The following is a 22623-nucleotide window of genomic DNA, read 5'->3' on the forward strand; positions in this document are numbered from 1 at the left end:
CAAAGCATCCAAATAAACATATCAAAAATGAATTTCAGAGGAGTTTCTATTATGACCCGTTCTAAAAAATTCATCATTATGATCACTACAGTCATTGTTATCATTGCATTCATCTTCCTTGCTTTATTTGCTTGGAAAATTTATGCAGAACGCAATTATCATAATACTAATATACGAGAGGCTGCTCAATTCAATCCTTTGATTAGAGAAACGGACTATTATGTACAAGTAAGTGATCCACTTAAGAAAAATGGTAAAAATCAAATCGGAGCATATACTTATATGACTGATGGTTTCGATAAAGATGGAGTAGCTCATACAGTTACTTTTAATGGAATGAAGAAACTAAAAAAAGGAGCTTATTTAAAAGTTTCTTTATTCTTAGGAGAAGCGAAATCATACAATGAAGTATCTAAAGATAAAGTCCCTCATAAGCCATTAAAAAAATTAGAAATGCAACAGTAATAATAGAATGAGGTTATCAATCTTACTTGGGTTTGATATGATTGATAGCCTCATTTTATTAATAGATAAAGTTGCTAAATTTTGTTTTCTACTGGGTATACTATAATATAAGTAAAAAATGCCATATACTTTCAATTGATTAAAAGTGACATTGTACGAAAAGATTCAAAAGTAATTAGAAAAGGACTGATTTACTATGAAATTTATTTGTTTTAATACAATGACTGAAAAGGGATTAAACAAAAAGGTGAATGATTTTTTACAAGAAAATCCATATATTGAAATCGTTCAATTTGATTATCAATTGGGTAGTAGCGGCTGTGGTGTAGGTATTTTATATAGCGAAACGAAAAGACAGTAGTTTATGTCTATATACAAGTAAATAATAACCCTATAGCTAAATAGCTACAGGGTTATTATACTCAATTGATAGAAGCCTATGTTTCTAATTCAATATAATTATTTCAGTTGTGCTCTCGCTTTTTTCGGTATATCAGAGAAGCTGACTTCCTCGAAACTCTTCACTTCTCCTACTTTATATTTTATTTCTAAATAGCGCTCTTGTTTTAATTTTTTAGTAGCCGTATATTCCAGATTTTTCTTTTTTCCATCTTCGTCATATGCTTTTGCTTGATATTTATAAAGCGTACCTTCTCCTAAATCTTTAGCACTTTTAGGTGCACTTGTTTCAACATAATACTTTTCAGATTTAATTAAAGGATTAAAATCAGCTAAATCTCTGACATTTTGACTGTCCGTATGTGATTCGGCGTAAAATTTCCACCCCAATAACGCCAAAAAGATTACTATAATGATCGACAATATCGTATATATGATTTTCATGACTTACCCTCCTTTTGTATGTAATGAAATCATAACACTTCATTGCATACTGTTTCGTTTGATATACATGACATATATCCTAAATCATATGACAAAGTTGTCATCTATAGAAAAAACCCACTATCTAATAGCAAGATAGCAGGCTAATTTAATATTATTTAAAGCCTTTACGCTTAATTTGTCTATAAGTAAAAATTACAAAAACTAAGATAAACAACCCTTGTGTGCATTTGATTAACATTGATCTAAAATCTAATGCATCTACATTAAACATTGCGCCCACAACAGGAATGATGATATTAAATACAAAGAGGATCAACGTTAATCCCAATAAATATTGTTGTGATTTTGGCATAAAAAGCACCTCACCTTTTTATCAGTCACGATTTTTACGTGTAAATTATAATATCAATTACAACGCTCGTTAAATAAACATTATTTGAAATTGTTATTCCTCTTTAAATTCTTTAGACTTATTATTTTTGGAGAAGCAAACCCTAATATAAAGGCAATCATTCCTAATATTACGCCTAAAATAAGTAATCCATTTAATGCTTTATCTTCAAATATATTAATCACATTTAAATTGCCAAAACTACCTCAAAGCCTATTATGACCAAATTGTATCCCTGTATAATTAAAGAAAAGTGCAATGAGTACAACACCAATAAATACAAAAAGTCCATCTTTAAGTCCACTCATTACTCTATATTTCACTGCAAAACGCCCCCTTTGATTATTTTCTATATTTAAAATCAACTAATATTCTTCCAATTATTCATTAGTTTTTCCTTTATTGATTTTATAGATAACAAATATGATTACTACAATTATGGTAAGAAAATCAAAAGAATATGTAAAAGCATCTCCAAAAGATTGACCTTTCCAAAAATAACGTATATTAAATAAAAGGATTGAATGAATGAAAAGTGCAATAAACAGATAAATAACTGATTTATCAAGTATTAAACCGAAAACCAATACAATATAAATAATAATGCCATTATTGTTAGGATTAGCATGATTGTATCAGGATAAAACATACTCGAACTCCATTCATCATCTATTAATTTTTTAAAATGTCAGCAGAAGCCAAAATTATGTATGCATTATTAAAAGATCGTTTTGAATTATCCATCCAAAATGAATGGGTAGATAAAAATAATAACATTTACTTTATTTTCAGTAATAAACATTTGTGCGAGTACTTAGGTTATGCAGAACAAAAAATCATAAAATTGAAAAAAGAATTAGTAAATTTTAATTTACTAACTCAAGAACGTGTAGGCCTTAATAAACCCAATAGATTATATTTATTAAAACCAAATTATGATATTGAAGCCAGTCGTACCAAGGAACTTCCAAATTCACAGTCTAATGATACTGATTTAAATAACACTGATTATATAGAGACTGAGAATAATGATACGCATGATATGAATGATACATATAACAATTCAACAAACCACAATCATTCGAATCATACAAATCATCAACAAACTGAATTTAATAATGATGCACTTAAATTCCAAGTTCTCGAAGAATTGCCACAACAACTTCAAGATTATTTAAATAAATTTGAAATTAGAGAAATCCGAATTATTAAAAGTGTATTACTCAAAGGAAAAAAATCATTTAATAATGCACATGATACCTATTATCGTTTAGAAGATGTTGAATTTGAAATTGTAAGTGTGTTGAAACGTTTTAAAGCGATGCTGCTACAGAAAAATGAAACGATTGAAGCTATGCAGGGTTATTTGATGCAATCGATTAAAGCTGAACTTGAAGAAATACACGCACTTAATATGCGTCGTCAAAACATGAAACAACATAATATCTTTAACCAATAATTCAGATAATCTTATAGCAATCAAAGAAACCTCAAAATATTCGGTTAAGTCATCTTTTTTTAACTGATGATGATGAAAAAAATCAAGAAATCGTGAATGATTTGGAAAAAGGTTTATACTGAAAACGTATGTTGAGTTATGGTGGATTGCTTAAACAAAAATATAAAATTTTAAATTTAGACGATGCCGAAGATGGCAATTTAATTCATACAAGTGACGAAGATAAAACAACAGACGAAGAAGAAAAAGCACATTCAATTACTGCGATTTGGCATTTTGAAAAACAAAATTATTACTTAAATGACTTGAAACGTTAGCTTAAAAGCTAGCGTTTTTTTTATGCTTTTTTGCCCCTGCGGGAACTATATCGTTCAACCTGCATGGTTGACCAGTTTTACTATGCAAATTTTAATTTGCATGTAACTGGGCAGTGTCTTAAAAATCGACACTGGATTTGCTCAAATTTTTGTTTATGAAATGAGAATATATTTATTTGGCTCATATTTGCGTTTTAAGAGCTTATATACGTTTTTAGGCATAAAACTATATGATTTACCTCTAAATCTTTAAAATGACCTTTTAAAATTCAAAATAAAGGTATTTAAATTTTAAATCGTTCTTGTGATAGAGTTTACTTAAAAAGGAGCGTTTTCTATGTCTATTTTAATGTGGATTGGGATTTTTGTTGCAGTTTTTATTGGTGGTATTGGAGTTTTTTTATCTTACTATTTTGGAGAGAAGAAAAATAAATAGAATACACATTTATGCCGAGAAAATTTATTGACCAACTTTGACCTTTATGTTATATATATAGTGAAAATAGTTATATGCTTTATAGGGAGGGGTTGATATGAGTTTAGATAAAAATTCAAAAAAACTAATACCTTTTAAGAATATGTCTAATTTTGATGGTGTATTTGAATTTAGCCCTTTTGTTGAATTCGAATTCAACAGTAATTGGGAAGAGTATTTAAATGATTTGGATTATGTCAAAAATATGAATCAAAAAATAGGTTAAATATGATAAGGAGTGATTGTTATGACTTATGATTTAAAACCATTTGGAAGAGATTATTTTGATATGACACCTAGTGAATTATTTAGAGATTTTGGAAGACAATTTTTTAGTAATTTCCCTGATGAACAAAGTATAAAAACTGATATTAGTGAAAAAGACGATAGATATGAATTAAAAGCAGAGCTTCCAGGATTTTCAAAAGACCAAATAGATATTTCTTATGAAAATGGGATGCTAATAATTTCTGCTGAAAATAATCAGGTAAATGAAGAAAAAGATGATGAAGGTAAAGTCATTCAAAAAGAAAGATCTTATAGTAACGTGAAGAGAATGTATTCACTTAATAATATAGATGAAGATAATATTGAGGCTAAATTTGAAGATGGTATTTTATCTGTAGATTTACCAAAAACAGAAAATAGTCAAAGAAAAGTCATAGATATCAATTAATATAAAAAAAGAGATGTGAAAATATTTTCACATCTCTTTTTTAGGGTTTTAAGCAACGAGTTGAAAACGAGTTTCTTCTTGTATCGATAATCATTGGAGGCGAAATTAATATCATTTTCCCATCTACAGGTATATCTTTACCATGAATGGATTCAATAGATTTAATCTCTCCATATAAACCTTCTTCTTGTAATTTTTAAAATCACTTTGTAAGGTTATTCTACTTTTTCTTTCAGCTCATTATATCCAGAGTCGATTTCAAATCCCAAATCTTCTATCATCTTATAATCTAATTTATTAGGCTGTCCTCCAGTAATTAAGTAGTCTCCTACAAATATTGAATTTGCTGCCTTTAAGGCCAAAGGTTGTAGTGAACGCAAATTAACTTCTCTACCGCCAGCAATTCTAATTTCTTTAGATGGATTGACAATCCTAAATAGAGATATAAGTCGCAAGCACTTCATGGGTGTCAATTCATCCATTTCTCCAAACTTTGTACCTTTAATAGGATGTAAAAAATTAATAGGAATACTATCTGCATCTATTTCTTTTAAGGCAAAAGCCATATCTATGATATCTTGATTTGATTCTCCCATCCCACAAATCACACCAGAACATGGTGAAATATTGTTTTCTTTCATAATTTCTAAAGTGTTTGTTCTGTCCTTATAAGTATGGGTAGTTACAACTTCTTCATGATAGTTTTCACTCGTATTTATATTATGGTTATATCTATCAACGCCAGATGATTTGAGCTTCTTAGCTTGTTCATCATTAGTTAAACCAAGGCACGCACATATTTTCAGTTGAGGATGGTTTGATTTAATTTCTTCTACTGTTCTACTTATATGATCAATTTCCTTGTTACTAGGTCCTCGGCCGCTCATGACAATGCAATATGTACCTATGTTATTCTCGTGAGCTACTTTGGCTCCGCTAACAATTTGTTCTTCTGGCACTAGAGCGTATCTTTGCTTTTGTTTCATATCTCTAGATTGACCGCAATAACCACAGTTCTCCGGACATATACCACTCTTAGCATTTAAAATCATATTTAATTTCACTTTTTTTCCATAATAATGTTTTCTTAATATATAGGCTTCGTTCAATAAATCTAATGTATCTATATTAGGATTTTCATATATTTTCAATAACCTCTCTTTAGTTAAGGTTTCTCCTTTTAAAATCTTTTCAGCTAAATTCATATTAATCATCCTCATCTAATATATTGTGTAGTGCTTTTTCAAAAATATTAACCATTTTTTAAATTTCTTTATTTAATATGCTTAAAATTGGAACAAAAGTAACAATATTTTCTAAAGCAATGGAACATACTATTTGGTTACCGGGGTAAGTATAGCTATGTAAAAATGTATTAACGCTATGATTATCGCTTAAAAATGTTTTATAAATCTATTGAGAATTTAAAGTAGCAGCTAAAGGTAAATCCCCCCGTAATCGTCTTACCTAGACACATGATATCTAGCGCACATTTTCATGATTACAAGCAAACATTTCACCACTCTTTCCTATATCTGTATTAGTACTGATAATAAAACTAAGCGTTCTAAATGTAAACTAAAAAAATAAAAAAGTTTACATTTGAGGTGAAGCACTCCCATTAAATACAAAAATAAATCTGACATTTATCTAAAAAAGAGAGGCCTTAATTACTAATATTCCAAAAAAGTTCCTAGAAACTCTTGAAGTTATCGTCAGACTTCTGGTTTGCATTTAACCCTACGTTTAAATAATGGTATGACCAAGAAGGGAAAATATACTTTATATATACTGTTGATGATTTTAGACAAATTTTAAATTAATGAATAATAATTTACTGACTTAAAGTTAAAAATTGAATTTTCTAAAGGTAGTAAGGTATATCTAATGTTCTTCTTAGCAGTACATTTTCTATACGTTTATTTGCTGTAAACAGCTAAATAAAGTTACTCTTACGTTCTTTTGATCACGTATCGTAACATCTTTTAATTAAAAAGATAAACTTGAGTGATTTGGTACGAAAAGAATGAGTCATTATGATAGCGAAAAAATCATTTTTATTCATTTAACTTTTGTACAAATCATTTATTTTTTATGCTGAAAGCAGAATAAAAAATAAGAGCATAAGGAAATACAATGCCACTGACGTGTCAATCAGCATAGCTGATGTATTTTATTACCATTCTTTCGTCATTTGATATTGCTATAAATACTGTTATAACAGTATTTATAGCACATTTATATTAGACAAAAATGCAGTGAGTATTTTTTATTCTATAAATTACGAATGGCATTGTTAATGTGATTCCCAATCCTATAAATAAAGCCTATTTAAAGGGCTTCAGATACCCTTTTATTCTAATAGAATAAAGAATTTTGAAGTTTTATTCTAATAGAATAAGCCATTTTTGAAAAAATGAAATATCAAAAACGAAATTTAAGTAGTGATAGAAAACGAATTTGTGTTATTCATTGATACTTAAAATTTCAAAAGTAATAAAGGAAACCGCAAATTTTTTATGTTGAATTTTACGTTTTTTAAATTTATAAGGAGCTGTTTCGGTATAAAAAATTAGAAGTTTATTCATTTTTAATTTTTTAATCTCTTCTTTTTTAAAATCATTCTTGATATTTGATGATAAGAAAATGTGTTATAATTTACATAGATTGAAGAAAGAGCAAAGACTCCTCCTTCAGAAATCATTAATTTATGATTTCTTTTATTAAGCGTAATAAAGCTCTTAGCAGATTAATTAGTTCTGTTAAGAATTTTATTTTTCATTTTCAGACAGGCAATCATTGTTTTCATTTAAAGAGATTGATACCAAACCAATTTGGATTTGGTATCTTTTTTTATGAATTATTTACTGTTATAACAGAGAGTATTTATAAAAATAGATAATAAAATCATATTGACTTCCAAAAGTGGAAGTACTGACAAATTGATAATAAATAGTAGAAGGAAAGCTATATTATGTGATGTAATTAGAAATTTTTAGGGGCATTTTCTTATTGTCCTAACTATGTAAAATATCCCTGTAGATATTTATATGGTGACTAGTGGATGAAGGGTTATTTTTTACTTAACATTAACTTTTTCTTTATTGAGTTTTATTGGTTCTGTTGCAAAGTAAAAAATATAGCTAACCACTAATTTATCATGTCAGTGTTCGCTTAACTTGCTAGCATGATGCTAATTTCGTGGCATGGCGAAAATCCGTAGATCTGAAGAGACCTGCGGTTCTTTTTATATAGAGCGTAAATACATTCAATACCTTTTAAAGTATTCTTTGCTGTATTGATAATTTGATACCTTGTCTTTCTTACTTTAATATGACGGTGATCTTGCTCAATGAGGTTATTCAGATATTTCGATGTACAATGACAGTCAGGTTTAAGTTTAAAAGCTTTAATTACTTTAGCCATTGCTACCTTCGTTGAAGGTGCCTGATCTGTAATTACCTTTTGAGGTTTACCAAATTGTTTAATGAGACGTTTGATAAACGCATATGCTGAATGATTATCTCGTTGCTTACGCAACCAAATATCTAATGTATGTCCCTCTGCATCAATGGCACGATATAAATAACTCCATTTTCCTTTTATTTTGATGTACGTCTCATCAATACGCCATTTGTAATAAGCTTTTTTATGCTTTTTCTTCCAAATTTGATATAAAATTGGGGCATATTCTTGAACCCAACGGTAGACCGTTGAATGATGAACGTTTACACCACGTTCCCTTAATATTTCAGATATATCACGATAACTCAATGCATATCTTAGATAGTAGCCAACGGCTACAGTGATAACATCCTTGTTAAATTGTTTATATCTGAAATAGTTCATACAGAAGACTCCTTTTTGTTAAAATTATACTATAAATTCAACTTTGCAACAGAACCATTAAAAACAATATTCATAGATATTAACATAAGCGCTCGTTATCAGAAATTAGTCTAATAAAAAAGGCATGACAATTTTAATAAATTGCCATGCCTTTTTTATTAAAATTAGTTACTAAATAAGAGATTCTAAATTATAAACTTTGGCTACTAGGACGAATGATAAATTCATTTACAGAAGATTCTTCCGGCTCATTAATTGCGTAATTAATAGCTCTAGCAATAGCATCTGGTTTAATTGCATTTTTATATAATTCATCTATATCTTGTTTCATATCTTTGTCACTAATATGATCTGTTAATTCGGTGCTGACAGCCCCCGGAGATAGAATTGTTGTTCTAATATTTGAACCCACTATAGCTTCTTCTTGTCTTAATCCCTCAGTTATCGCTCTCACTGCATATTTGGTACCACAATAAACAGCACTACCTGGGAAAACAACATGTCCCGCCACAGAAGCCAAATTAATAATATGGCCTGATTTTTGTTTTCTCATATAAGGTAATACTGCACCAATGCCGTATAATACACCTTTAATATTCACATCTATCATTTGATTCCATTCATCTTGCTTATTCTTTTCTAAAAAGGATTGAGGCATAAGACCTGCGTTATTAATTAAAACATCTATACGGCCAAAATCATTATAAGCTGTTTCAATTAATGCATTTACTTCATCGGCCTTTGTTACATCAGTTTTTTTAATACTTACACTATCACGACCTACTTTTTGTTGTATTTTTTCTAATCTATCTAAACGTCTCGCACCTAAAACAAGCTTGGCACCATTTTCAGATAACAAATTCACAGTTTCCTCACCAATACCACTAGATGCACCTGTTATCACAACTACTTTATCTTTTACATTATTCATTTTCTTACCTCCTAAATTATCATAATTATATACTTCACTATTTTATCGTTATCGAAACATCATTAATACTTTTTTTTAAAATATTTCAATTTCAATCTAGTATAACGACAAAAAGAGGATTGTGTATTAATCAATTTATATTTCTATACTATTATAAAATGTTCAATATAATAAGCTAGCGTTATGCTCATAATCTATTTTTATTTCAATAAAACACTATACTCAATTAATAATTTACTATGAAATTGTCTATAAAACTTATTCTAGATTATCAAATACCATTAAGTGAATTACAAAACAAACTTCCTAATATCAATCAACGTATGTTAATAAGACAACTCAGAGAATTAGAGCAAGACAAAATCATTGAAAGGACAGCCTACCCGCTAGTACCTCCTAAAGTAGAATATAAGTTGACCAAAATAGGATTAAAGCTTGATAAAGTAGTTTTTTCAATTTGTAATTGGGGAGATGAATTTCTAGATACACTTAAAAATAAGAAGCTAAAATATTAACATAATTACTGATTATCAGATATAGTTTAAATTTAATACTTTACGGGAATTAGACCCAAGGAGGTGTAGTTAATGACGAATCAACTATTTATTAATAATGAATTTGTAGAAAGTACATCTGAAGAAACATTGGATGTGATTAACCCAGCAACGGGAGAAACAATCGATACGATTACATTTGCTACTGAAGAAGAGGTAAACGACGCAATTGATAAATCTAAACGCGCTCAACTTGAATGGGAAAAAATACCGGCTCCTACACGTGCTGAGCGTGCAAAATCATTAATTCCTTTACTTAAACAACATAAAGATGATATCGCTCATTTATACGTCAAAGAACAAGGTAAAATAATAGCACAAGCTAAAGGTGAAATTGATAAATCAATAGAATACATTGATTATATGGCAAGTTTAAGTATGAGTAACAAAGGTGAAGTATTACAAAATACTATAGTAAACGAAACCATTCAACTGACAAAAAAACCAATCGGCGTTACTGCTGGTATTGTACCTTGGAATGCTCCGATTTTGGTGCTTATGCGTAAAGTGATTCCAGCTATTGTAACTGGCTGTTCTGTCGTTATCAAACCAAGTGAAGAAACAACATTATTAACATTAAAAATTGCTGAACTTTTCCGTGATTCAACTATTCCTGCTGGACTCATCCAAATTGTCCCAGGTACTGGCGAAACAGTTGGAACACAATTGGCGACACATAAAGATATTCAGCTTGTTTCACTAACGGGTAGCATGGGAGCAGGTAAAGCTGTATTTAAAAATGCGGCTGATAGCATAAAAAAACTCAACTTAGAACTAGGTGGAAATGCCCCTGTTCTTGTCACACAACACGCTGACTTAGATAAGGCTGTTGATTATATCGTTACTGCACGTATTAATAATGCTGGCCAAGTATGTACATGTCCAGAACGAATCTTTGTTCATGAAGATGTACATGACGACTTTATTAACAAGGTTAAAGATAAAATGGATGCTCTTCAAGTTGGAGATCCATATGATGAAAACACTGACTATGGTGCAATTATGAATCAAAAACAATTAGATAGTATTGATGATAAAGTTCAAGAAGCAATTAAGAATGGAGCAGATTTAGTGTTAGGTGGTCATAAATTAGACCGTGAAGGATTCTTCTATGCACCTACTATTTTAGATCATGTAAAAGCAACTGATAATGCTTTTAAAGAAGAAATTTTCGGTCCTGTTCTTGCTATAACCACATATACAAACTTTGATGACGTTATTGATATGGCAAATGATACTAATGCAGGTCTATCATCTTATATTTTCTCTGAAAGCTTAAAAGAAATTATGACAGCTACTGAATGTTTAAAATTTGGAGAAGTTTATGCGAACTGCGAGGCTGAAGAAGCAATCAATGGTTATCACGCAGGTTGGAGAGAATCTGGTCTTGGTGGTGCAGATGGTATTCATGGTTTTGAAGAATATTACAATACAACTGTAAGTTATATTAGATGGTAAACTAATAATTAAAAAGAGTCAGGGACATAATTACTAGAAAAAGAGTCAGGGACATAATTACTAGAAAAAGAGTCAGGGACATAATTACTAGAAAAAGAGTCAGGGACATAATTACTAGAAAAAGAGTCAGGGACATAATTACTAGAAAAACAGCCAGTAAATGAATTTATTATAAATTCATTTACTGGCTGTTTTATTTACAATACTTCGTATTGTTGGCTCGCTTTCTTAGAGGACAGATTCAGCCTGTAGTCTTCAGCTTATCCCGTTCCTTCAAGTGTCTCGCCAAAACACTCTGTATTTTCTATTAGAAAAATTGCTTAATGATAGTATTCGAATGATATAGCTTTCATAAAACCAAAAACCCTCGATTTTGCAGAAACATTAAATACTTATCGTTTGAAATTCACTATGGTTTATGAATTAAAAGTATCAAAAGTCATTTCATACAAATCTTTATCATCTAAATTAACAAACTCCTCAATATTTACTCTATATGTGATACTGTTTTGCTTTTTAGAGATTTGGCTAAAATATTTTATATTTATATACATATTAGTTGTATAGCCATTATTTTTAATTGTATCTTCAAACTCTTCAAACGCCTTTTTATTAATAGGCATTAAATAAAATTTATTACTAGGCAAAATATTTATATGTTTTTCCTGTAAAACTTTATTTTCATCTTTATCTAAATAAACTTTTATATCAATATTTTTAGCAGTCCCTCCACCTAAATTTTGTAGTTTAAAAGCAGTATTTACATAGTCAGTATCAGATTCAGTTATATTCTTCAATTTCAAACGGTCAGTTTGCTCAATAATAATCTGATCGAAGGCCAAGAATGGTATAAAAGAAATCTTGATTTGTCTTATTTGTACCATTACTGAAACGAAATATAAAATCGCCATAATAAATGTTCCAATTGAACCAATTGCTTGTAAAATACTTAACATTAAATTCCTCCTTATAATAACTTAGTTTTACTCTATCTATATTATACAAGCTATAGTTAATAGTATAAAATAAATGAAGATTATCAATTTTTTCACTTTAACTTTTCCATCTCTTAAATTTATTAGAAGCTATTTTGGTATAAAAAATTAGAAGGTTATTTATGATTTTTCTAATCTTTTCTTTGTATGAATTATTTTCGCTTATCTTTAAACAACCTTGAATATACAAGAATTTGTTTACTCTTAAGTGATTTATAAAAAGCGGCAAAAACATTTTAATTGATAAATAGAAAACGCCAGCAAGATAATTTTCAATTCGAAACTATCTTGCTGGCGTTTTTTGTATTCACGTGCCAGACTCTTTTTTAATATAGATTCCTGTGCTTAGTGTAACAGTTTATTTACCTTTAACTATGACTTCATCATTTTCAAGTACGATATCTACATGTTTTACTTCTGTATGATCTAAGTAGTAATCTGTGATTTTGTCGCGTACTTCTTGTTCAACAACACGACGTAACGGACGCGCACCCATTTCTTTGTCGTAGCCTTTGTCAATCAGCCAATCTTTGACATCTTGTGTAACGTTTATTGTGATTCCCTTTTTATCTAATGTTTTTTGAACATCTTCTAATAATAAGTTCACGATGTCTTGTAATGCATCTTTATCTAAATGTTCGAATTTAACGATACCATTGAAACGGTTGAGGAATTCAGGGCGGAAGAATTTTTTCATTTCATCCATAATATCATTAAATTCTTCATTTCCGTCACCAAAGCCAGCATTAGAAGTACAAATAATAATTGTGTTTTTAAAGTTAATGACATTACCTTGACCATCTGTTAAGTGACCATCATCCATAACTTGTAATAATAAAGTTAAGATTTGTGGATTGGCTTTTTCAATTTCATCAAATAAGATAACTGAATATGGATTACGTCTAACTTTCTCTGTTAATGTGTTTGAATTATCATCATAACCTACATAACCAGCAGTTGTTCCGATCATTTTAGATACGGCAGTTTGGTCACTATATTCACTCATATCTAAGCGAATTAACGTCTCTTTGTTACCGAACAAATCAATCGCTAACTGCTTTGCAAGTTCTGACTTACCTACACCTGTAGGGCCTACGAAAAGGAAGCTACCAATTGGGCGGTTTCCTTCATCGAATCCAGCACGATTACGACGAATTGCACGAGAAACAAGGTCAACAGCTTTATCTTGACCAATAATTTTATCTTTTAAGCGCTTATTGATTTTTTTCAATCTTTCGATATCACTTGCATCCATTTGAGATACAGGAATACCAGTTAAACGTTCTATTGAGTCAGACACGTCTTTTACAGTAGCTTTAGTATTGTTTTTGCCATTGTTGTTTTCTAGTTTATCTTCTAGTTCTTTAATTTCTTTTTGGAATTTGTCAGCTTCTTTATACTCTTCGTTACTCACGGCTTTACTTTTATCATCTTGTAATTGTGTAATGCGGTTTTCAATTTCTACTTTATCTACTGCAGGACTTTGTGCTGACAAGTGAGCTGCAGTAATATCTAGTACGTCAATAGCTTTATCTGGCAATAAACGTTGTGGAATATATTGAATTGATAAATCTACACAAGCTTTTAATACGTCATCTGGTAATTCAACATGGTGGTGTTCTTCAAATTTTTCACGGAGACCTTTTAAAATATTAAAAGTGTCATCAGGACTTGGTTCATTAACAAGTACTTCATTAAAACGACGTGCTAATGCAGCATCTTTTAAAATATTATTCCGATATTCATCTTGTGTAGTTGCACCAATAATTGAAAATTCACCACGGCTTAATGCAGGTTTAATTATATCTGATAACCCTTTACTACCAGAATCACCGCCAGTTGAACCTGAACCAATAATTTGATGAATTTCGTCAAAGAATAATACAACATTTTTCGCTTCTTTAACAGCTTCAACTAATTTTTGGATATTTTCTTCAAAAGCGCCACGATATTGTGTGCCAGCTTCTAAGGAAGAAATATCTACTGAGATGACTTCACTATCTTTAATAGATGCTGGTACGTTACCTTTAACAATGGCTTGTGCTAAACCTTCAACAATAGCTGTTTTACCTACACCAGCTTCACCAACTAAAATAGGGTTGTTTTTAGTACGTCTACTTAAGACTTCAGCAGTTTCTTGAATTTCTTTATCACGACCAATTACTGGATCTAATAAATCATCACGTGCTTCTTGTGTTAAATTGCGCCCAATTTGTTCCAAATAATTACTTTCATCATTTTGTCCTTGAGTGCTAGATTGTTGAAATGCACGCGCACTTTGCTCAGCAAAATTTCCGCCTTGTTGTTGCTGTTGTCGTAATTGGGCTAATTGTTCGGGAGAAACCTCTTTACCATTGATATAATATTTTTTATTACCATTATTAACAGATTCTTGCATATCTTGGAATATTTTTCTGAAAATTGAATCAAAATCATCATTGAAAAATCCATTACTCATACATATCACCTCTAAGAAATTTTAGAAATACTTAAGACAACAATTAAATCATGAATGCTTCGAATCAATAATAAATGAATTAATTAATTAATTTATTATATGTGTAAAGATAATTCTTTAATGCCAATTGCTAATTAAATTTAAATCCCTACATGTATTATTCCGCTTATAGTATATTGTTAAACATATTAAAAAAATTACTTTTTATAACTGTCTAGATTAAAGAATCAAAATTGTTCATTAATGAAACAAAATTTTTAAACCATCTCTTTTTAAAAGAGTTGGTTTTCATAAACAGTGAAAATGAGATGACGAAACCCCCAATCTACAACCATAGATTGGGGGTTTTTAATACTTTTGTTAATTCAAAATTTATTATCTATCCCAATATCTGACTTTTTTAAATGCTTGAATAATAACCTGAGGTTTATCTGAAATGAAAACACCAGGTGCTTCTAAATTTATTTTAGCGTCAGATAGGCCTTTTGCAACAGCTGAATTAACAACTAGAGGTTTACCATGCTTGTAATTGAGTTCCGCGAAAGCCTCGGCATTTGGATTTATATCAGTGCCATCTGACAATACAATTAAACTATCAAATAATGTTGGATGAGCAGTATTATACGTTTCTGTTATACCAAAGTCTTCTGATATTTTTTTAGGATGTTGCCCCACAAATGCGTAGTTTAATTTGTTTTCGATAAATGTTTCAGCATATGCTTTTAACGTATCCTCACTAATATTTCCGTTTATTACAACTGCTACAGAATGCCCTTGTAATGGTATATCATATTTTTCCATTGTCAATTGACTATCTTTAGCTTCAGATGATACTTCTTCATTTTCAGAAGGTACATCTACACCCACATTTTTAGCAACACGTTCAGCTAATGTGCGATCTACTTTGTTTAACTGGTTAACAGCATTTTGTTTAACCATAATTGAATCACACATACCTATTTCAAATGAAAACCCATCAACTGTGTGATTAAACTCATCTTGAGTTAGACTATTTAAATAGAGCTTAGCTTGACTGTAATAATCTTTAAAGCTTTCACTACGTTTTTGAATTTTACGTCCTTCTACTTTTTCTTGGTAATGTTCATAACCGCCTTCTTCTTTCGATGTCGTATGAGGCTCGTTATTATTAAGCCCATTTTTATGATAAGCAACTTGACCTTTGTTAACGTTCATTTGATGCATCGCATCTCTTTGGTTATTGTGTACTTCATTTACAGGTCGGTTAATTGGAATTTGATTAAAGTTTGGACCACCTAATCTAGAAATTTGAGTATCAGTATATGAGAATAAACGACCTTGTAATAATGGATCATTAGAGAAATCAATACCAGGCACAATATGTCCTGGGTGGAATGCAGCTTGTTCGGTTTCATCAAAAACGTTGGTTACATTTTGATTAAGTGTCATTTTACCAACTTTTTTAATTGGAACTTGATCTTCTGGCCAGATTTTAGTTGGATCTAAAATGTCGAAATCAAAATCAAATTCTTGTTCTGGTCGAATGATTTGTAAAGCTAATTCCCATTCAGGATAGTCTCCTTTTTCAATAGATTCATAAAGGTCCTTACGATGGAAGTCAATATCTTTACCATGTAATATTTGCGCTTCATCCCATACTAAGCTTTCTAAGCCTTGAAGTGGTTTCCAATGGAATTTTACAAAATATGATTGTCCTTCACTATTTACTAGACGGAATGTATGAATACCGAAACCTTCAATTTGTCTGAAGTTTTTAGGTATACCTCGATCACTCATTGCCCAGACTGTTGTATGCGTAGATTCAGGGTTCTGTGCGAAAAAGTCCCAAAATGTATCATGTGCTGTACCACCTTGAGGCATTTCGTTATGTGGTTCTGGTTTAACTGCATGAATTAAATCTGGAAATTTAATCGCATCTTGGATAAAGAATACTGGAATGTCATTACCTACTAAATCAAAAATACCATCCTCTGTATAAAATTTAGTCGCAAATCCGCGTACATCTCTTACAGTATCAGGAGAACCTTTTGAACCTTGAACAGTGGAAAATCTAACGAATACGGGAGTTGTTTTTTCGGGATGAGTTAAAAAATCTGCTGAAGTGTATTCTGATAAGTCTTCATATACTTGGAATTCGCCATGTGCACCAAAGCCCCGAGCATGTACAATACGTTCTGGAATACGTTCATGGTCAAAGTGCATTATTTTTTCTCTAAAATGAAAATCTTCTAATAAGCTAGGACCACGCTCCCCAACAGTTAACGTATTTTCGTCTTCACTCACTTTTACCCCGTTATTTGTCGTCATCGCTCTGCCATCATTATCTTTTTTTACTTCATTTAATTGCTCTTGCTTTTTATTACTCAATTTTTATTCCTCCTTAGCCTTACGTTTACTTTTTACCACAAATGAGGAAAATAAAAACTAAGTGTAAAGTTTTTAGAAGTATTCTAACCATACACCTGATATGTAATATCAAAAATTATCAATTGAATAATATGATTTTATATTAAGTAAAATACGCAACTGTGCAGCTATCTATGATTGATGTAATGATGTGAACGAAGATCATAAGCATATTGAGCGCCTACTTCTGTCAAAAATACATAATGCATGTGAAAATACTTGAAAACGTAATGTATGAAGAAATATATAAAGAATAAAAGTCATATATGGGCTCCAAATGAATATAACAATATATTAAAGATAAGGACACATACATCTAATGTATGTGTCCTTGATTACTTTTGTAAAATGTCATGTATTAGATTATTTCTGCAATTTATTGACCAATACGTATATGAGTTAAATAACCATCTTTATCAAAGAAAGCTTTGTAAGCACCGTCATTAGTACTATAAGGTATAAATGTACCACCTTCCTCCGATTCTCCTTCTTCTGTGCTATTATTTGATGCATGCGTTTTTTTAAATTGTGCTTTAGTGACTGTGTGGGATTTAGCATTGAATTCCATTTGGATGGCTTCATCGTTTTCATTAAAATCTATTTTAGAACCATAAGAATCTATAGTATAAGCATGAGTTTGATGAGCTTTTGGATTGGCTTTATAGCCATTGAGCGTAAAATTATCATATTTCATTGCGCGTACAAAATTATAATCTAGGGTAAATGTTGGATCATATGTCGTATATCCTTCATAGTTATACCATGGTTTTTGTGATTGTGAATCTTTTGTACTTTGTGTACTGACGCCGTTCCCACCTTCACCATGACCCCATTTTTGAACTTGTTCTGCTGCTTGTGCATCACTCGTCGTAATGTATGTTGCTGATGATCCTGCAACCAATGTAGATACAACAACTGTTGCTGAAAATATTTTCCCAAATTTACGCATAACCAATCACTCCTTAAATTTTGAACACCTTTGATTAAAGTTGCTTTAAATTCATATCCGGATGTATCAAGCTTTAAACAAGTAACTCAAGTACGATGCGACTACGACAAATGTTAGTAATTATCACTCCTCAAATTTAGCATACGCTATCGGCAAAGTGTATATTTTCACTTTCATCTTACACCAAATCTTTTATATTTCAATTATATGTATAGTTGCTTCACATCGCACAATTGAAAGGATGAATTTATTATCAAGGGAAACTCGACTCTTTTTTCTTGTTCTTTTATTAAAATTTCAATTCAATCATATAATATGAGTTTCGAGACGCTGTGAAAGTCTCTCATTTGCATTGACAATCAATTTATCAAGATAATCCCTTATCATGTTTAATTCTATAAACTGTTTGTCTTGTAATATTAACTTCTTTGGCAATTTTACTAATTGCTCGCCCTTCTTCTAACATTTCCACCACGCGATGATAAATAACACGTTTCTGAGGGTCTTTCGCGTTCGGCGAATAGAGTAAAGGTCGGCCTTTATATATTCCTTTGTCTTTCGCGACTTGAATCCCTTGTGCTTGTCGACGTTTACTTTCATTTCTTTCTTGTTCTGAAACCATTGCTAAAATTTGAAGGATTAAATCTTTCATAAACTTATCCAGTAATGGATTACCAATAACTTCATTCATCATAGGTAAACTTGTAATCATTAACTGAACGTCTTTTTCTTTTAAGTAATTCACAGTTTCAATAATTTCATCATAATTACGTCCTAAACGATCAATTGACTCCACAACGAATCGATCTCCCATTCTTACAAAATTAAGAACTTCTTGAAGTACGGGTCTGTTTTCTATAGATTTCCCAGACTGTTTTTCTGTAAATATTTTTTCAGCACCAAACGTTTTTAAATTTTCCAACTGTCTTTCTAAATTTTGATCTATCGAAGATACTCTCGCATAACCTATAATCATTTATTTTCACTCCATAATTAATATACACCCTAATCATACGTTTTAGTTGCGATAATTTCAACAACTTACTTTGTATGATTAGGGTGTACCTTAAAAATACATAAACACAATTTCTCAATTAATTATCTCATTTTAATTGCTCTATGAGAATTATATTACCTGATAAATTAGACAATTTTAATATTAAAAAATCCTTCTTTTATATAAAGGAAGTATTACATAAAATAATTATTAATATAGAAAACAGGGGCTATTTATTAAAATCTATAACAATTTTACCAAACGCGCCTTCCATTTGATGTTCATATGCTTCTTTTGCTTGGTCAAATGAATAAACCGTATCAATTACAGGATCTATATTTATTTGATCTAAAGCTTTATTGAAATCTTCAAATGCTCTATGGTGTCCTAGATTGATACCTTGGATTCTTGCTTGTTTAGCAAGTAATGCGAATAAATTAACATTTGCTTCCATATTTTCAAGAAATCCAATAACATATATATGCCCTTGAAAAGCTAAAGCATCTATAGATTTAGCAATACTTGACCCACCGACCACTTCTACAATATGTTCTACACCTTTACCATTTGTTAATTTTTGCACTTCTTTTTCCCAATCAGGGTGCGTTTTGTAGTTGATTACTTTAGAAGCGCCAAGTTCTTTGGCTTTTTCTAATTTTTCGTCACTGCTACTTGTTGCAATAACTTCTGCTCCTAATGCTGATGCTATTTGAATTGCAAATATAGAAACGCCACCTGTGCCTTGCACAAGAACTTTATCACCTGCTTTAATATTTCCATACTCAACTAATGAGAACCAATTCACAAATGCTGCTACTGGCAAAGTTGACGATTGATTATCTGTAAGTGTTTCAGGAGAGAATACAGCTGCATTTGCATTCAATACCATGTATTCTGAAAGTCCACCATCTACTGTAGCACCTAAGGCATGTGATTGTTCATCGCTTTTAGGTTTTCCATCTAGCCATTTGGCAAACATATGTGAGGTAACACGGTCACCTTTTTTAAATTTGGTAACTTTTGAGCCGATTTCTACAACTATTCCTGAAGCATCTGAAACAGGAATAAACGGAAATTTTAATAATTCAGGCGTATATATACCTTCGACAATTGCAGTATCTCGATAATTAAGTGATACAGAGTTAACTTTAATTAAAATTTGATCTTCTGTAATTTCGGGTTTCTCTAGTTCAACTTGTTTAAGGTTATCTAAACCAAAATTTTCTAATTGCCATGCTTTCACTATTAAAACTCCTTTTTATTAGTATTATGGAAAAATTTACAAAACACTCAAATCATCATATCGTTAAACGACGATATATAAGTATGAAAAAAGAACTAAATTATATTTCTTTTTTCAATTATTTTACGTATATTTTTAATGACTTGTTCATTCCTCTTTTGAACAATACCCTGAAGCCATAAGTTTTACGCACTATTTTTAAAATCGAAATCAATTAAACAAAAGTATGTGGTTCATTGCAAGTTTTTTAATTGATTAATCGTTTGCGATTGATTATTCTTTAATGAGAATAGGAGTGATTAAATTGATTGATGATGAAATGAAATTGACACATCAGCTATGCTTTTCTGCTTATAATGTTAACAAATTATTCAACAAATTTTATGAAAAGCAATTAAGTCAATTCGGTTTAACTTTTTCTCAATATCTAGTGCTATTAACCTTATGGGAAGAAAACCCTCAAACTTTATTATCCATTGGTAAAAAGTTGAATCTAGCAAGCAATACCCTAAGCCCATTACTAAAAAGACTTGAGCAAGCTGGCTGGGTTCAAAGAAATAGAGATGAAAGCGATAAACGTAACCTTATCATAACTTTAACGATAAAAGGTCTAAATGAGCAAGAAGCAGTACATGAAGCTATTGCTAAATGTGTTTCTTCACAATTTGATGTAGATGAATATATGAAAGCCAAAAGTATTATGGATAATTTAGAAGAAACGTTGAAAACTATTACAAAGGATGATTCAAATGAAACAATATGATGTCGTATTTTTAGGTAGTGGACACGCAGCTTGGCATGGTGCGCTGACTTTAAACAAAGCGGGGAAATCGGTTGCTATTGTCGAAAAAGATCGTATAGCAGGTACTTGTACAAACTATGGGTGCAATGCCAAAATTTTATTGGAAAACCCTTATGAAGTACTAGAGCAAGCTTCACACTATCCCAACATAATAAATACTGAAGCATTATCAGTGAATTGGGAAAACCTTATGTCTTATAAACATAAAATCATTGACCCTATGGCAAATACTTTGAAAGGTTTATTTGAACAACAAGGTATAGATATTATTGAAGGGGCAGGAAAATTATTAGATGAGCATCACCTCTTAGTAGATGGCGAACAATATTATGTTGAAAACATAGTTATTGCAACAGGTCAACACAGCAATAAGTTAGATATTGAAGGGTCTGAATATACGCACGATAGTAGAGACTTCTTATCCTTAAAGCAAATGCCAAATAGTATCACATTTATAGGTGTAGGTATTATTAGTATTGAATTTGCTAGCATAACCATTAAATCTGGTGTAGAAACTCATATGATTCATGTTGACGATGAACCGCTCAAAGGTTTTTATTCAGCACATATTGCTAAATTAATGGACAAATTGGCAGCAGAAGGAGTTCAATTCCATATGAATGAAAATACTACTGTAATTAAAGAGCAAGGTGACAATTATACTGTATCAACAGAATCAGGATTAGAGATTACTACTAACTATGTGTTAGATGCTACTGGACGTAGACCAAATGTCAACGGTATTGGCCTTGAAGAAGCTGGCGTTAATTTCACTACTCGAGGTATACAGGTAGATGAATATTTACGTACAAATATCCCTAATATTTATGCTAGTGGTGATGTGTTAGATAAAGTAATTCCTAAATTAACACCTACTGCAACATTTGAATCTAACTATATTGCTGCGCATATTTTGGGTATGAATAAAAATCCTATTAACTATCCTGCAATACCTTCAGTTTTATATACACTACCAAGATTGTCTAATATTGGAGTTTCTGTAGATGAAGCTAATACTAGTGAGGACTATAAAGTGATAGATATTCCTTTTGGTAAACAAATGGTGTTTGAATACAAAAATGAAACTGAAGCTGAAATGACAATTGTATTAAATAATGATAAACAATTAGTAGGAGCTGCTATATATGCTGATGATGCACCAGATTTAGTTAATTTATTAACTTTCATTGTAAACCAAAAATTAACGGCTCAAGATTTAAATGAAATGATCTTTGCTTTTCCTGGATCATCAAGTGGCGTTATAGATCAATTAAAATTAGCAATGTTATAAAAGGAGTGCTATAAAATAACTAATAATATTTATGGTTCTGTTGCAAAGTAAAAAATATAGC

At 30.7% G+C, this 22623-nt stretch carries 18 protein-coding genes and 5 pseudogenes; 10 read left to right on the plus strand and 13 right to left on the minus strand.

Annotated features, from left to right (window positions below; genetic code table 11):
* The first annotated feature begins 51 nt into the window (after window positions 1-51).
* Together M1D64_RS12445 and M1D64_RS12450 are read left to right on the plus strand one after the other, a co-directional pair.
* On the plus strand, window positions 52-465 hold the full coding sequence (locus M1D64_RS12445) for a YxeA family protein (protein WP_069821902.1): 414 nt from the start codon (window positions 52-54) through the stop codon (window positions 463-465).
* A 220-nt stretch (window positions 466-685) separates the two neighbouring features.
* The gene (locus tag M1D64_RS12450) at window positions 686-826 is read left to right on the plus strand and encodes a hypothetical protein (protein WP_002484302.1); all 141 of its coding nucleotides are present in this window, start codon (window positions 686-688) and stop codon (window positions 824-826) included.
* Window positions 827-924: 98 nt separating this feature from the next.
* Here M1D64_RS12450 and M1D64_RS12455 read toward each other — a convergent pair whose 3' ends face one another.
* Both M1D64_RS12455 and M1D64_RS12460 read right to left on the minus strand, forming a co-directional pair.
* The gene (locus tag M1D64_RS12455; RefSeq protein WP_480977506.1) at window positions 925-1308 is read right to left on the minus strand and encodes a YxeA family protein; all 384 of its coding nucleotides are present in this window, start codon (window positions 1306-1308) and stop codon (window positions 925-927) included.
* A gap of 154 nt (window positions 1309-1462) precedes the next feature.
* Window positions 1463-1663 carry a hypothetical protein gene (locus tag M1D64_RS12460; protein ID WP_041079823.1) on the minus strand — a complete coding sequence of 67 codons (201 nt, stop codon included), beginning with the start codon at window positions 1661-1663 and terminating at the stop codon, window positions 1463-1465.
* Window positions 1664-2378: 715 nt separating this feature from the next.
* Here M1D64_RS12460 and M1D64_RS12465 point away from each other — a divergent pair.
* The 4 genes and pseudogenes from M1D64_RS12465 to M1D64_RS12480 form a co-directional block, all read left to right on the plus strand.
* A pseudogene (locus tag M1D64_RS12465) lies at window positions 2379-3161 on the plus strand (replication initiator protein A); the annotation flags it as partial.
* Window positions 3162-3171: 10 nt separating this feature from the next.
* Window positions 3172-3478 (plus strand): annotated as a pseudogene (locus tag M1D64_RS12470) (protein rep); the annotation flags it as partial.
* 533 nt (window positions 3479-4011) lie between these two features.
* A complete protein-coding gene (locus M1D64_RS12475; protein WP_164972256.1) occupies window positions 4012-4179 on the plus strand; it encodes a hypothetical protein in 168 nt (55 codons plus the stop codon).
* A gap of 21 nt (window positions 4180-4200) precedes the next feature.
* Window positions 4201-4629 (plus strand): Hsp20/alpha crystallin family protein, encoded by a 429-nt coding sequence (locus M1D64_RS12480; RefSeq protein ID WP_063489141.1) that lies wholly within the window; start codon window positions 4201-4203, stop codon window positions 4627-4629.
* A gap of 215 nt (window positions 4630-4844) precedes the next feature.
* Here the strand turns inward: M1D64_RS12480 and bioB are convergent, their stop codons facing one another.
* From bioB to M1D64_RS12500, 4 genes and pseudogenes are all read right to left on the minus strand, one after another.
* Complete coding sequence (gene bioB / locus M1D64_RS12485; RefSeq protein WP_041080315.1) at window positions 4845-5834, minus strand: biotin synthase BioB; 990 nt, start codon at window positions 5832-5834, stop codon at window positions 4845-4847.
* A 58-nt stretch (window positions 5835-5892) separates the two neighbouring features.
* Window positions 5893-6159 (minus strand): annotated as a pseudogene (locus M1D64_RS12490) (aminotransferase class III-fold pyridoxal phosphate-dependent enzyme); the annotation flags it as partial.
* 1644 nt (window positions 6160-7803) lie between these two features.
* Window positions 7804-8478, minus strand: coding sequence for an IS6-like element IS257 family transposase (locus M1D64_RS12495; protein ID WP_480977507.1), 675 nt, complete (start codon window positions 8476-8478; stop codon window positions 7804-7806).
* Window positions 8479-8668: 190 nt separating this feature from the next.
* On the minus strand, window positions 8669-9409 hold the full coding sequence (locus M1D64_RS12500) for an SDR family oxidoreductase (protein WP_002483573.1): 741 nt from the start codon (window positions 9407-9409) through the stop codon (window positions 8669-8671).
* 278 nt (window positions 9410-9687) lie between these two features.
* Here M1D64_RS12500 and M1D64_RS12505 point away from each other — a divergent pair.
* Both M1D64_RS12505 and aldA read left to right on the plus strand, forming a co-directional pair.
* Window positions 9688-9924, plus strand: a pseudogene (locus tag M1D64_RS12505) (winged helix-turn-helix transcriptional regulator); the annotation flags it as partial.
* A gap of 72 nt (window positions 9925-9996) precedes the next feature.
* On the plus strand, window positions 9997-11421 hold the full coding sequence (aldA, locus tag M1D64_RS12510; RefSeq protein ID WP_069821682.1) for an aldehyde dehydrogenase: 1425 nt from the start codon (window positions 9997-9999) through the stop codon (window positions 11419-11421).
* Window positions 11422-11837: 416 nt separating this feature from the next.
* Here aldA and M1D64_RS12515 read toward each other — a convergent pair whose 3' ends face one another.
* The 7 genes and pseudogenes from M1D64_RS12515 to M1D64_RS12545 form a co-directional block, all read right to left on the minus strand.
* Window positions 11838-12377: a hypothetical protein gene (locus tag M1D64_RS12515; RefSeq protein ID WP_069821681.1), complete on the minus strand. Its 540-nt coding sequence runs from the start codon at window positions 12375-12377 to the stop codon at window positions 11838-11840.
* 194 nt (window positions 12378-12571) lie between these two features.
* Window positions 12572-12649 (minus strand): annotated as a pseudogene (locus M1D64_RS12520) (replication initiation protein); the annotation flags it as partial.
* Window positions 12650-12774: 125 nt separating this feature from the next.
* On the minus strand, window positions 12775-14874 hold the full coding sequence (locus M1D64_RS12525) for an AAA family ATPase (protein WP_069821680.1): 2100 nt from the start codon (window positions 14872-14874) through the stop codon (window positions 12775-12777).
* Window positions 14875-15249: 375 nt separating this feature from the next.
* On the minus strand, window positions 15250-17241 hold the full coding sequence (locus M1D64_RS12530) for a catalase (protein ID WP_041080871.1): 1992 nt from the start codon (window positions 17239-17241) through the stop codon (window positions 15250-15252).
* A gap of 415 nt (window positions 17242-17656) precedes the next feature.
* The gene (gene isaB, locus M1D64_RS12535; protein WP_069821679.1) at window positions 17657-18229 is read right to left on the minus strand and encodes an immunodominant staphylococcal antigen IsaB family protein; all 573 of its coding nucleotides are present in this window, start codon (window positions 18227-18229) and stop codon (window positions 17657-17659) included.
* A 367-nt stretch (window positions 18230-18596) separates the two neighbouring features.
* Window positions 18597-19205, minus strand: a complete 609-nt coding sequence (locus M1D64_RS12540) for a recombinase family protein (RefSeq protein ID WP_002484385.1) — start codon at window positions 19203-19205, stop codon at window positions 18597-18599.
* Window positions 19206-19455: 250 nt separating this feature from the next.
* Window positions 19456-20469, minus strand: coding sequence for a zinc-dependent alcohol dehydrogenase family protein (locus M1D64_RS12545; protein WP_069821678.1), 1014 nt, complete (start codon window positions 20467-20469; stop codon window positions 19456-19458).
* Window positions 20470-20773: 304 nt separating this feature from the next.
* Between M1D64_RS12545 and M1D64_RS12550 the strand changes: the two genes are divergently transcribed.
* Together M1D64_RS12550 and M1D64_RS12555 are read left to right on the plus strand one after the other, a co-directional pair.
* A complete protein-coding gene (locus tag M1D64_RS12550; protein ID WP_041080868.1) occupies window positions 20774-21232 on the plus strand; it encodes a MarR family winged helix-turn-helix transcriptional regulator in 459 nt (152 codons plus the stop codon).
* Window positions 21219-22562 carry a dihydrolipoyl dehydrogenase family protein gene (locus tag M1D64_RS12555; RefSeq protein WP_041080866.1) on the plus strand — a complete coding sequence of 448 codons (1344 nt, stop codon included), beginning with the start codon at window positions 21219-21221 and terminating at the stop codon, window positions 22560-22562. The genes M1D64_RS12550 and M1D64_RS12555 overlap by 14 nt, the downstream gene beginning before the upstream one ends.
* The last annotated feature ends 61 nt before the right edge of the window (window positions 22563-22623 follow it).

This window comes from Staphylococcus sp. Z5-21, from assembly GCF_056529615.1.

Coding starts and splice junctions, on each gene's coding strand:
- M1D64_RS12495 (WP_480977507.1), bottom strand. CDS start 8,478: ATGAACTATTTCAGATATAAACAATTTAACAAGGATGTTATCACTGTA.
- M1D64_RS12445 (WP_069821902.1), top strand. CDS start 52: ATGACCCGTTCTAAAAAATTCATCATTATGATCACTACAGTCATTGTT.
- M1D64_RS12450 (WP_002484302.1), top strand. CDS start 686: ATGACTGAAAAGGGATTAAACAAAAAGGTGAATGATTTTTTACAAGAA.
- M1D64_RS12515 (WP_069821681.1), bottom strand. CDS start 12,377: ATGTTAAGTATTTTACAAGCAATTGGTTCAATTGGAACATTTATTATG.
- M1D64_RS12540 (WP_002484385.1), bottom strand. CDS start 19,205: ATGATTATAGGTTATGCGAGAGTATCTTCGATAGATCAAAATTTAGAA.
- M1D64_RS12475 (WP_164972256.1), top strand. CDS start 4,012: ATGAGTTTAGATAAAAATTCAAAAAAACTAATACCTTTTAAGAATATG.
- aldA (WP_069821682.1), top strand. CDS start 9,997: ATGACGAATCAACTATTTATTAATAATGAATTTGTAGAAAGTACATCT.
- isaB (WP_069821679.1), bottom strand. CDS start 18,229: ATGCGTAAATTTGGGAAAATATTTTCAGCAACAGTTGTTGTATCTACA.
- M1D64_RS12555 (WP_041080866.1), top strand. CDS start 21,219: ATGAAACAATATGATGTCGTATTTTTAGGTAGTGGACACGCAGCTTGG.
- M1D64_RS12500 (WP_002483573.1), bottom strand. CDS start 9,409: ATGAATAATGTAAAAGATAAAGTAGTTGTGATAACAGGTGCATCTAGT.
- bioB (WP_041080315.1), bottom strand. CDS start 5,834: ATGAATTTAGCTGAAAAGATTTTAAAAGGAGAAACCTTAACTAAAGAG.
- M1D64_RS12525 (WP_069821680.1), bottom strand. CDS start 14,874: ATGAGTAATGGATTTTTCAATGATGATTTTGATTCAATTTTCAGAAAA.
- M1D64_RS12455 (WP_480977506.1), bottom strand. CDS start 1,308: ATGAAAATCATATATACGATATTGTCGATCATTATAGTAATCTTTTTG.
- M1D64_RS12480 (WP_063489141.1), top strand. CDS start 4,201: ATGACTTATGATTTAAAACCATTTGGAAGAGATTATTTTGATATGACA.
- M1D64_RS12460 (WP_041079823.1), bottom strand. CDS start 1,663: ATGCCAAAATCACAACAATATTTATTGGGATTAACGTTGATCCTCTTT.